Annotated in this window: 12 protein-coding genes; all 12 read left to right on the top strand. The window is 35.0% G+C overall.

All coding sequences use genetic code 11. From position 1 onward, the window contains the following. Nucleotides 1-178: 178 nt before the first annotated feature. Complete coding sequence (gene rpiB, locus BT999_RS05215; RefSeq protein ID WP_072696725.1) at nucleotides 179-628, top strand: ribose 5-phosphate isomerase B; 450 nt, start codon at nucleotides 179-181, stop codon at nucleotides 626-628. A 92-nt stretch (nucleotides 629-720) separates the two neighbouring features. Then, a complete protein-coding gene (locus BT999_RS05220) occupies nucleotides 721-1506 on the top strand; it encodes a DUF1796 family putative cysteine peptidase (protein ID WP_072696726.1) in 786 nt (261 codons plus the stop codon). A gap of 76 nt (nucleotides 1507-1582) precedes the next feature. After that, on the top strand, nucleotides 1583-2905 hold the full coding sequence (locus BT999_RS05225) for an NCS2 family permease (RefSeq protein WP_072696727.1): 1323 nt from the start codon (nucleotides 1583-1585) through the stop codon (nucleotides 2903-2905). Nucleotides 2906-2971: 66 nt separating this feature from the next. After that, on the top strand, nucleotides 2972-3922 hold the full coding sequence (locus BT999_RS05230; protein WP_072696728.1) for a D-2-hydroxyacid dehydrogenase: 951 nt from the start codon (nucleotides 2972-2974) through the stop codon (nucleotides 3920-3922). A 38-nt stretch (nucleotides 3923-3960) separates the two neighbouring features. Further along, nucleotides 3961-4425, top strand: coding sequence for a type II 3-dehydroquinate dehydratase (locus tag BT999_RS05235; protein WP_143145497.1), 465 nt, complete (start codon nucleotides 3961-3963; stop codon nucleotides 4423-4425). A 78-nt stretch (nucleotides 4426-4503) separates the two neighbouring features. Next, complete coding sequence (gene efp, locus BT999_RS05240; RefSeq protein ID WP_072696730.1) at nucleotides 4504-5070, top strand: elongation factor P; 567 nt, start codon at nucleotides 4504-4506, stop codon at nucleotides 5068-5070. Nucleotides 5071-5096: 26 nt separating this feature from the next. Beyond that, a complete protein-coding gene (locus tag BT999_RS05245) occupies nucleotides 5097-5822 on the top strand; it encodes a Bax inhibitor-1/YccA family protein (protein ID WP_072696731.1) in 726 nt (241 codons plus the stop codon). Between the two features lie 94 nt (nucleotides 5823-5916). Next, the gene (locus tag BT999_RS05250) at nucleotides 5917-6474 is read left to right on the top strand and encodes a manganese efflux pump MntP (protein WP_072696962.1); all 558 of its coding nucleotides are present in this window, start codon (nucleotides 5917-5919) and stop codon (nucleotides 6472-6474) included. A 177-nt stretch (nucleotides 6475-6651) separates the two neighbouring features. After that, entirely contained in the window at nucleotides 6652-7752 is a 1101-nt protein-coding gene (locus BT999_RS05255) for a response regulator (protein ID WP_072696732.1), read from the top strand. A gap of 53 nt (nucleotides 7753-7805) precedes the next feature. Next, nucleotides 7806-8552: a 6-phosphogluconolactonase gene (pgl, locus tag BT999_RS05260; RefSeq protein ID WP_072696733.1), complete on the top strand. Its 747-nt coding sequence runs from the start codon at nucleotides 7806-7808 to the stop codon at nucleotides 8550-8552. 119 nt (nucleotides 8553-8671) lie between these two features. Beyond that, nucleotides 8672-9109, top strand: a complete 438-nt coding sequence (locus BT999_RS05265) for an META domain-containing protein (protein WP_084650602.1) — start codon at nucleotides 8672-8674, stop codon at nucleotides 9107-9109. Nucleotides 9110-9230: 121 nt separating this feature from the next. Next, nucleotides 9231-10442: a carboxynorspermidine decarboxylase gene (nspC, locus tag BT999_RS05270; protein WP_084650603.1), complete on the top strand. Its 1212-nt coding sequence runs from the start codon at nucleotides 9231-9233 to the stop codon at nucleotides 10440-10442. Nucleotides 10443-11018 lie beyond the last annotated feature (576 nt).

Below are 11018 nucleotides of genomic sequence, written 5' to 3' on the forward strand. Positions count from 1 at the left end.
TGTTGTTATTAAAAACTTTTTTATCTAACTACATAATTAAACTTAGCTAAATTTTTTCTTTGAAGAATAAAAATAAATAGTATAAACTGGTTTTTTAATTTACTAAGGCTGTTGTTTAACTCTTTATGTAGTTTTTTAAATTAATATTATTAAATATTTCAATAGATACGGAGAATATATGAGTAGGGTTTTTACTGTTTTTATTGCTTCTGATCATGCCGGTTTTGAGTTGAAAAAAATATTGTCTGAATATTTGATCGAAAACGGACATACTGTTGTCGGCTTTGGTGCAAACGACGGAACAAGTTGTGATTATCCGCCTATTGCCCAAGAACTTTGCTCTGAACTTTTAAAACATCAAAACACAGATCAAAACTGTTTTGGTGTTTTAATTTGTGGAACGGGAATAGGTATGAGCATTACCGCAAACCGCATAAAAGGCATAAGAGCCGCTCTTTGCACGCATGAGTTTCACGCTAAAGCAAGCAGGGAACATAATGATGCTAACGTGATTTGTCTTGGTGAACGTATAAGCGGGGTAGGGCTTGCCTTATCAATGCTTGAAACGTTTATGAATACAAGCTTTGCAGACGGCAGGCATAAAAGACGTATTGATTTAATTGATTAAGACATAGTTAATGTATTTTGTTGTATGATTTATTATATTTTTTATTTTATCTTATAATCTAACTGTCTTTATTTTAAAATATGTGGTGTTTTATGCATTTTATTAATAAAACTTTAAATAAATTTGATCTTGCATTAACTCGGCGTAGTCGTATTGCGGCAACAGAACAACAACTAAAAGAAATAAATAAGACAAAAGCAATAATGAAATATTTTGCAGTGGATTTTGTTGTTAGTGTAGGTAGTGCTTGTAGGACAGCATTTTATTTGCGAGAAGCTGGTTTAAGGCAATGCACTAACCCATTAGATTGGATGTATCGTTATTCATTGAATTCTGTTTTAGATCTCTTTAAAACAGAATTTAATAGTTTTTTTGTTGATGTAGAAGATATTACTCCACCAAAAGAATCTCAAGATAGACATATTCGAGACAAGACTACTGGCATGATTTCTTTACATGACTTTTCTCAAGCAAATAGCATTAATGATGAACTAGAATCGTTTCATAAAAACATGGAACGTAGATTCAGGCGAATGCAAAAGTGTATATTGTTATCAGATAAAGTGTTGTTTGTATGTAATAGACAAGATTCTGAGGAATCATTATTGTCTTTTATAACTTCTGTTTATGAAATGTATAAAGTGCCGTGTGTTCTTTTAAATATTAGGCATTCTACAGAACTCAGTGGTTATTTTGTAAAAAATATAAATAACGATATAACTTTTATAGAATATACATTTAATGACATTCATGCTGATGGTTCAGATCCTATAATTAATAAATGCTTTTGGCATGGCAACAAGTCTTTATGGATTCCAATAATGAATACTATAACTATTTCAAATAAATTAAACTCTTTTATTCGTGATTTTCAATGATGTTAATATTAGAATAGGCATAAATCATAATTTCAAAAAACAAAAAAAAATTAAAAGATCAAAGGTACCAACAGCTATGAGTGCTCAAAGTAGTTTTTTAGACAAGTTTTTTTCTATTTCAAAAAAAGGCAGTACGGTTAAAACAGAAATTTTAGCCGGGGTTACTACTTTTATGGCGGTTTCTTATATTATTTTTGTAAACCCCAATATTATGCATGATGCGGGAATGCCAAAAGAAGCCGCAATTGCCGCCACTATTTATGCCACAATTTTTGCCTCTCTTTTAATGGGGTTGTGGGCTAATTTCCCTATTGCCGTTGCTCCGGGAATGGGGCTAAATGCGTTTTTTGCTTATTATGTTTGCGGAAAACTCGGCTTACCTTGGCAGGTAGCTCTTGGGGCGGTTTTTCTTTCGGGAGTAATTTTTATCTTATTGACGGTTACAAATATTCGAAAAATTATTATTGAATCGGTTCCTCGCAGTTTGAAAAGTGCGATTGTGGTTGGAATTGGTCTTTTTATTTCTTTTATCGGCTTACAAAATGCCGGAATTGTAGTCAGTAACCCAAATACTTTTGTAAGTTTAGGTCATATGTCTGACATTAAACCTATCTTAACTTGTATTGGCTTGTTGGTAACGGCTATTTTAATCAGTGTGCAATTTAAGGGTGCGATTTTGTGCGGAATTTTAACAACAACTATCTTAGGTATGGCCTTTGGTGATGTTGCTGTTCCGCAAAGTTTAGACCAAATATTGAGTTTTAATTTGCCGAGTTTAGCCCCGGTTTTTTTACAGCTTGATATAATGGGTGCTTTAAATTATGGAATTTTTTCAATACTTTTTACTATGACTATTGTTGAGCTTTTTGACAATGTGGGTACTTTGATTGGCGTTAGCAGTAAAGCTAATATGATAGATAAAGACGGGCATATTGAAAACCTTGATAGAGCCTTAATTTCTGATGCAACAGGCACTATCGCCAGCAGTTTAATCGGAACTTCGACTGTAACCTCTTATGTTGAGAGTGCTGCCGGTGTTGCGGAAGGTGGAAGAACAGGGCTTGTCGCCATTGTTGTTGCGATCTTGTTTGCGTTTTCATTGATTTTTGCACCGCTGATTGGAGTTGTTCCGGCTTTTGCTACTGCTCCCGCTTTAATTATTATCGGGGCTTATATGTTAATGGAAATAACACATATTAAGTTTGATGATTTTACTGAAACTTTTCCTGCTTTTATGACTATTATTATGATGCCTCTAACTTACAGTATTGCCAGTGGTTTTGGCTTTGGGTTTATCAGTTATACGCTTTTAAAGGCTTGTTCGGGAAGAATAAAAGAGGTAAGTTTGATAATGTGGCTTATTAGTTTGGCGTTTGCCGTTAACTTTTATTTGCGTTAAAGTTGCTTTTCGATGTAAATGTAAAAACGATTGAACACCTTAAACATAAAAATAAGGAATATAAATATGAATATCGTTGTCTTAGATATAAATCCGCTTAAACCCGAAGCTTTTGAAGCACTACAAGCTTGTGGTCAAGTTTCTTTATATCCGAAAACTACGCCCGAACAAGTTTTGGAAAGGGCAAAAGATGCGGAAATTTTGTTGACTAATAAAACAAAGTTAAACGCAGACATGATTAACGCCTTACCAAACTTAAAATATATCGGTATGATTTCCACTGGCTTTGATGTTGTAGATATTAATGCGGCAAAAGCAAGAGGTATTCCTGTTTGTAATGTTCCTGATTATTCAAGTGAATCAGTAGCACAACATGTTTTTTCTTTGATTTTTGCTTTATATCGCCGAGTTGAATATCATAATCAAAGCGTTCAGGTTGGGTGTTGGGAACGCTCTGAAGCCCCGTTTTATTGGCATACTCCTCAAAGGGCTTTAAATGGACAAACAATCGGAATAGTGGGGTTTGGACATATTGGTAAAAAAATTGCCAAAGCCGCCAATGGTTTTGAAATGAACATTCTGGCTTATTCACCTCGCCAAAAAACTCCTACCAATTATGAAAATTTTGCTTATGCAGAACTTGACGAATTGTTTGCAAAATCAGACATAGTCGCCTTGAGTTGTCCTTTAAACGACAGTAATAGAGGGTTTGTTAACGCAAGTTTAATTAATAAAATGAAGGCGAGTGCTATTATTATTAATACTTCTCGTGGCCCTTTAATTAATGAACAAGATTTGGCTTTAGCTTTACGCACTGGTAAAATATGGGGGGCCGGTTTAGATGTTTTAAGCGTTGAACCGCCTTCAATAGATAATCCTTTAGTTGGTGCAACTAATTGTATTTTAACGCCTCATCTTGCTTGGGCGACTGATATTGCCTTAAACAAGCTTTTAAAGACTGTTGCTGAAAATATTAAGGCTTGGCAGGCAAATAAAACCCAAAACCAAGTTAATTAGTTATCTTTTAATCATGTAACTTACTTTATTTATTATTTATTATTATGTATAAAATATTGATTTTAAACGGGCCGAATCTTGGAGCTTTGGGCGTGAGAGAGCCTGAGATTTATGGGAAACAAGGGCTTGATCAAGTTCCTGCTTTGATACAAAGAGTAATGTGCTGTGATTTTGCTAAAATACAGCTTGAATTTTTTCAGTCAAACAGCGAAGGTGCTTTGATTGACCGTTTAGAACAGGCAAAGAAAGATAAAGTTGACGGTGTTGCTTTTAACGCCGGGGCTTATACACATACGAGCCTTGCTTTAGCCGATTGTTTGGCTTGGATAAAAATTCCTTGCGTGGAAGTTCATATCAGTAATGTTTTTGCACGCAAAGAGGAAATTCGCAGGCAAAGTTATATGGCAACTCAAGTTATTGGCATTATTTCAGGTTTTGGAATTAATAGTTATGCTCTGGCCGTTAGGGCTTTGTTTGACTATTTAGAAAACAAACCTAAATAAAATATTCCTATTGTTTTTTATGTTTGTATTGTTTTTAAAACTATATAAATAAATTTATCACATAAATTTGGAGGATTAATGTATTCTACTACTGATTTTAAGAAAGGCTTAAAGATTGAAGTTGAAAAAATTCCGTATGAAATTATAGATTTTCAACATTTTAAACCGGGTAAGGGCGGTGCGATGATGCGTACTAAGTTACGTAATATCCTTAATGGACGCATTCAAGAAATTACTTTTCGTTCCGGTGAAAAAGTTGAACGCCCAGACCTTGAAACTCGTAAAATGCAATATTTATATCGTGAAGGTACAGACCTTATATTTATGGATCTTGAAAGCTATGAACAAATTAATATTGCTCAAGAAGTGCTTGCTTCAAAGGCCGGTTATTTAAAAGAAAGTCAAGAAGTTGAGATCCTTACATATCAAGGTAGACCTCTTGACCTTGAGCTTCCTGTTTCTTTAATCTTAAAAATAGTAGACACAGAACCCGGTGTTAAAGGCGATACTGTCAACAACGTTACCAAACCGGCAACTTTGGAAACAGGAATAAGCATTCAAGTGCCTATTTTTGTTAATATTGGTGATATGGTTAAAGTTGATACTCGCAGTAACGAATATTTAGGTAGAGAGTCAACAATCTAGTTATTAGATTTGTAAAGGAGTATATTATGTCTCAGTTTGGAAGACCCGAAGGCGTTCAACGCCCTCAATCTCAAGCGATAGAATATGTTAACACTGTTTTTATACGTGGTGTTTTTTTGTGGATGACCCTTGGGCTTGTGTTTACGGCTGCTGCGGCCTATATGACGCTCAATAATCGAGCTTTGTCTGAACTTGTTTTTGGCAATCAGATTATGTTTTGGGGTTTAATTATTGCTCAATTTGGTCTTGTAATGGCGATTTCCGGTGCTATTAACCGATTGTCCGGTGCAACCGCTGTTGCCCTGTTTTTACTTTATAGCGGTTTAAACGGTCTGACCTTGTCTATGATAGCGGTTATTTATACGGGTGAATCTATCGCACAAGCTTTTGTGAGTGCGGCGGCAACCTTTGGTGTTATGAGCGTTTATGGTTATGTAACCAAAAAAGATTTGACTTCTATTGGAAGCATGGCGTTTATGGCCTTAATCGGGATAATTATTGCTTCGCTTATCAATGTGTTCTTTTTTTCAAACGCAATAGCCTCTTTGGTTATTAATATTCTTGGTGTTTTAATCTTTGTGGCTTTAACCGCCTATGATGTTCAAAAGATTCGCCAAATGGGTGAAGCTTTGAATCATAATGATGCTAATGCCGTTCAAAAAGGTATGATTTTGGGGGCTTTAACATTATACCTTGATTTCATTAACTTGTTTTTATTTTTATTGCGTATTTTTGGCGATAGACGCAGTTAAAATAAATAAAGCAAATATAATATGGCGAAGATGCTGAATTGTTGGCTCTTCGCCTTTGCTATTTGATTCACTCTTAACCTTAATTATAAAAAATATGTCTATAATAGAAATAATTACAATTGCGATCGCCTTAGCGTTAGATGCCTTTGCTGTTGCAATCGCCACAGGGATTCAGTTGAAATGTGTTAACGCAAATCAAACTATCAGAATGTCTTTGTTTTTTGGCGGATTTCAAGCGGTTATGCCAATTATTGGTTGGTTTGTCGGGGTACGCATTCACCATTTAATAGAAAGTTTTGATCATTGGATTGCCTTTAGTTTATTGACTTTTGTTGGTGTTAAAATGATTTATGAAGCTTTGAAAAAAGATGATGAAACGGAATGTACCCTTGACAATACTTGTGGCTCTCGTTTGGTTATGCTTTCTATTGCGACCAGTATAGACGCTTTGGCGGTGGGTTTATCTTTAGCTGTTATTGGTGTTGATATTTGGTTTCCGTCTTTTATAATCGGGGTTGTTTGTTTGTTGTTTACCGCTCTTGGTTTACACTTAGGTAAGATTATAGGAAATTTTGAATCTATAGGTAAAAAAGCTGAAGTTGTTGGCGGGCTTGTTTTAATTGGTATTGGAATAAAAATTTTTATAGAGTAAATATATATAGCTTGACCTTTCGCTCTAGTATTTGATAAATATGTTATGATTTATTTAAAAGTCAAATAAATAAATAAGATGTTATGTTTTATTTAGAAAATATATTGACAATAACCCAAGATAGACTATGATTTAACTATGATTATGTCTTTTCTTCGTTATTAATTAGGAGCTGTTGTGGAAAATATTGATTCTAAACCGACTTTGTTGTTGGTTGATGATACGCCAGACAATATTACTCTCTTGTGTTCTCTTTTAGGTGGACAATACAGAAATAAGGTTGCTACCAACGGACAAAAAGCCTTGAAAATTGCTTTTGCCGAACCTCATCCTGATTTGATTTTGCTTGATATTATGATGCCAGAGATGGACGGTTATGAAGTTTGTCGTCAACTAAAAGCTAATCCGGCTACAAAAGATATTCCTGTTATCTTTTTGACTGCTAAAAATCAAGAAGATGACGAAACTAAAGGGTTTGAGCTTGGGGCTGTTGATTATATTACAAAGCCTATCAGCCCGCCTATACTGCTTGCCAGAGTTCATACTCAATTGACTTTAAAAGATGCTCGCAGCTTTTTAGAAAGACAAAATGAAATTTTAGAAAAGCAAGTTGACCAAAGAACTCAACAACTTGCTTCTTTGCAAGATGTTATTATTATCGCAATGGCGTCATTAGCCGAAACCAGAGATAATGAGACAGGTTTTCATATTCGCAGAACTCAAAACTATGTGCGAGAAATGGCGGCTCATCTTCAAGAACATCCGCGTTTTTCGGCTTATCTTGATAAAAAGACCGTAGAGCTACTCAAAAAATCTGCACCTCTTCACGATATTGGTAAGGTCGGAGTCCCTGATAGAATTTTATTAAAGCCCGGAAAACTCACTGAAGAAGAGTTTGAGATTATGAAAAAACATACGATTTATGGGCATAATACAATCCTTGAGGCTGAAAATAACCTTGGTTCTCCGGAAAGCTTTTTAAGTATTGCCAGAGAAATAGCTTATTCACACCACGAAAAGTGGGACGGTTCCGGTTACCCGCAAGGCTTAAAAGGAGACGAAATTCCTATTTCCGCTCGCTTAATGGCAATTGCCGATGTGTATGATGCTTTAATGTCAAAACGTGTTTATAAAGAAGCAATGAGTCATGAACAGGCGAAAGAAATTATCGTAAATGGCAAAGGAACTCACTTTGACCCTGATGTTGTTGATGCTTTTATTGCGATACAAGATAAGTTTTCTCTTATTGCCGTAGAGTTTGCAGACGAGGTTCAATAGCCTTCTTTGGATCGTTTTAGCTGTTTAATTTATGTATTTAAGGTGTAATAATTATGATTCGTAAAACTCAATTAGCGTTATATGTTGCGGAAGATACCGAGAAAATGGCAGAGCAGGCGGCTGAACTTATAGAAGCCAAAAGTGTTGAAGCGATTAAAGAAAGGGGTATTTTTAATATAGCCTTATCTGGTGGAAGCACTCCCTTACCTCTTTTTCGTCTTTTAAGCTCTTCGGCTTGGCGTAAGCGTATTAATTGGGATAAAACGGCTATCTATTGGGTTGATGAACGCTGTTACGGTCCTGATCATGAACAGAGTAATTATAGACGGGCTAAAGCTGAGTTGTTGAGTAATATCAGCTCGATAAAAATATATCGTATGCGCGGAGAAGAAGACCCAGTAAAAGCAGCGTTAGATTATGAAAACATGCTTAAAGAACATTTTAATTGTACGGGCGATGAAATTCCACGTTTTGATTGTGTTATCCTCGGAGTAGGGGAAGACGGGCATGTTGCCTCTTTATATCCCAATATGCCGGGGTTGAAAATTAAAAACAGACTGATTGTTGACCAATATGTTCCCTCGCTACATAAAGCCCGTTTGACAATGACGCTTGAGCTTTTAAACAATTCACGTTGTTGTATCTTTTTAGCATCAGGCAAGAAAAAATATCATGTATTGGAAACAGCCTTAAACTTAATGAAAGAACCTGTTTTGCCGGCTCAAATGGTGCGTCCTTATAACGGAAGTTTGTGTTGGATTATTGACGAGGCTGCCTATCGCGGTGAAAAAAGCGAATAAGTTTGATTATTTTTGTTTATTTTTTAACCGTTATAATTTAAGAGTTATAACGGTTTTTTCTTGTTTGAATAAAATTATAAATAAGTTATTGTATAAAAAATATCTTATTGAGGTGAATAATGATGAAAAAGTATCTTTCTTTGCTAAGTGTGATGTTAGTGTCTGTTTTTCTTGTCTCTTGTGCTTCTACTCAAAACCAGGGATATGTATTGGATAAACAAAAACTCTCAAAACGTAGCTTTGCCTTGGTTAGTGTCAATGGTAAAGAAATAAAAATAGAAAAAGCTCCGACTCTTGAGTTTGATGAAAATCTTGGAATTTTTGGTGGTATTTGCAATCGTTTTTTCGGTCAGGCCGAGCTAAAGGATAGTGTTTTAACAGCGAAACAGTTAATGTCGACCAATATGTTTTGTGCAGAATCCGGATTAATGGATTTAGAGTCTAAATTTTTTCAAATGCTTGCATCAGGTGCAAAAATTACCATGCAAAAAGATAGACTTACTTTAATTCAAGGCGACAACACTCTTGTTTACGCTTTTAAAGGTTTTATAAAATAAAAAAATATCTTTGAGTTAAATAACTTTTTAATAACCCTGACACTTTTTGTTTAGGTTGTTAATCTTTTTTAATGTTTAAAATCAGCTTGTTTGGATCAAGTATTTTTTGGTGAATATAATTATGTTAAAAAAAGATAGTTCTCTTTTGGTCGATAACTTTCCGTCTCCTTGGAATGCTCAAAGTTTAAAAGAAGCACCAAGCCCAAGTTTTATCGTGAGTGAAACTTTATTAAAACGCAATTTGGAGATGTTGAAAAACATTCAAGACAGAACAGGGGCAAAAATACTTTTGGCTCTTAAAGGTTTTGCAATGTGGAGCGTCTTTCCTCTATTGCAAAATGTTTTGCATGGAGTTTGTGCCAGCTCGCCCAATGAGGCTATTTTAGGACGTGAAGAGTTTGGTAAAGAAGTTCATGCTTTTGCCGCCGCTTACAGCGATAGTGATGTGCAAACCTTGTTGCCGATAGTTGATCATTTATTGTTTAACTCGTTTAATCAGTGGCAAAAATTTAAACCTTTGTTAGAACAACAAAAGAAAGATATTGAAATTGGTTTGCGTATTAATCCGGAACATTCTGAGGGAGCGGTTGCTATTTATAACCCTTGTTCCGTTGGCTCTCGTTTGGGTATTCGTTTAAAAGATTTTGAGAAAGGCGTAAAAGATTTTGGGTTGTCGGGGATAAGCGGTTTACATTTTCATACTTTGTGTGAACAAAACAGTGATGCTTTGGCGAGAACTCTTGATATCGTTGAACAAAATTTTTCTAAGTATTTTAAGGGATTAAAATGGCTTAATTTTGGTGGTGGACATCATATCACCAGAGAAGATTATGATGTTGACCTTTTATGTCGTTGTATTGAGCGAATTCAAAATAAATATAAGTTACAGGTATATTTAGAACCGGGAGAAGCGGTCGCTTTAAACACAGGGGTTTTTAAAACAACGGTTTTAGATGTTGTTCAGGCCGATCTGCCTATTGCTATTTTAGATAGCTCTGCTCCTACTCATATGCCTGATGTGCTTGAAATGCCATATCGCCCCAATATTTTTGGAGCGGGAGACGCAGACGGCGGAACTAACGTAAAAAAATATCTTTATCGCTTAGCGGGGAAGTCATGCCTTGCCGGTGATGTGATAGGCGAGTATAGTTTTGATGAGCCTTTAACGCCGGGAATGAGCCTTTACTTTTTAGATATGGCACATTACAGCATGGTCAAAACGACTACTTTTAATGGTTTGGGTTTGCCTGATATTACCTTGTTAAAAGAAGATGCGAGCCTTAAGATAATTCGTACTTTTGGATATGAAGATTTTAAAATGCGTTTATCTTAAATTAAACTGAAAAAAATAAAGATCATTTTTTTAGTATATTGCTCTGTTTAAGGCTAACATTCCAACACATTTTGATAGATAGCTTTAAATAAATTATTTTTTTATAGCCTATTCAAAAACTAACGTTTTTACAAAGTTAATTTCACGAGAGTAAAATAAATAGGGTTTAGATAACGTTAGAGAGGGTTTTGTCTTAAAATATAAGATGTTAGCTTGGTTTTTATAAAGAAAATTGTGTTTATAATAGTCATTAAAAGGAACCAATGTGCGTTCAAACTTTTGATGCCGATTAGGCATCAACTAATGCGTGATGCGTGTATGGGGTTAAGGGGCGATTAGCCCCTTATGGGGGGAATGCAAAGGGGAAAACATTTTCCCCGTGCCCGTCGGAGACGACCAACAAGATTTATTTCGTGGGAGCATAGAGGTTTAAAGATGAAGTATAATTTAATTATATATTTCAAAAAATATTGCTTTTGTAATTTTACTTTCACGAAATAAACCTTTTTTGTCATCTCATGTACCTATAATAAAATTACATTTTTATTATAACATTTTCTTTCCCCACTATGCTTT

Source organism: Desulfovibrio litoralis DSM 11393, from assembly GCF_900143255.1.
Lineage (GTDB): Bacteria > Desulfobacterota > Desulfovibrionia > Desulfovibrionales > Desulfovibrionaceae > Frigididesulfovibrio_A > Frigididesulfovibrio_A litoralis.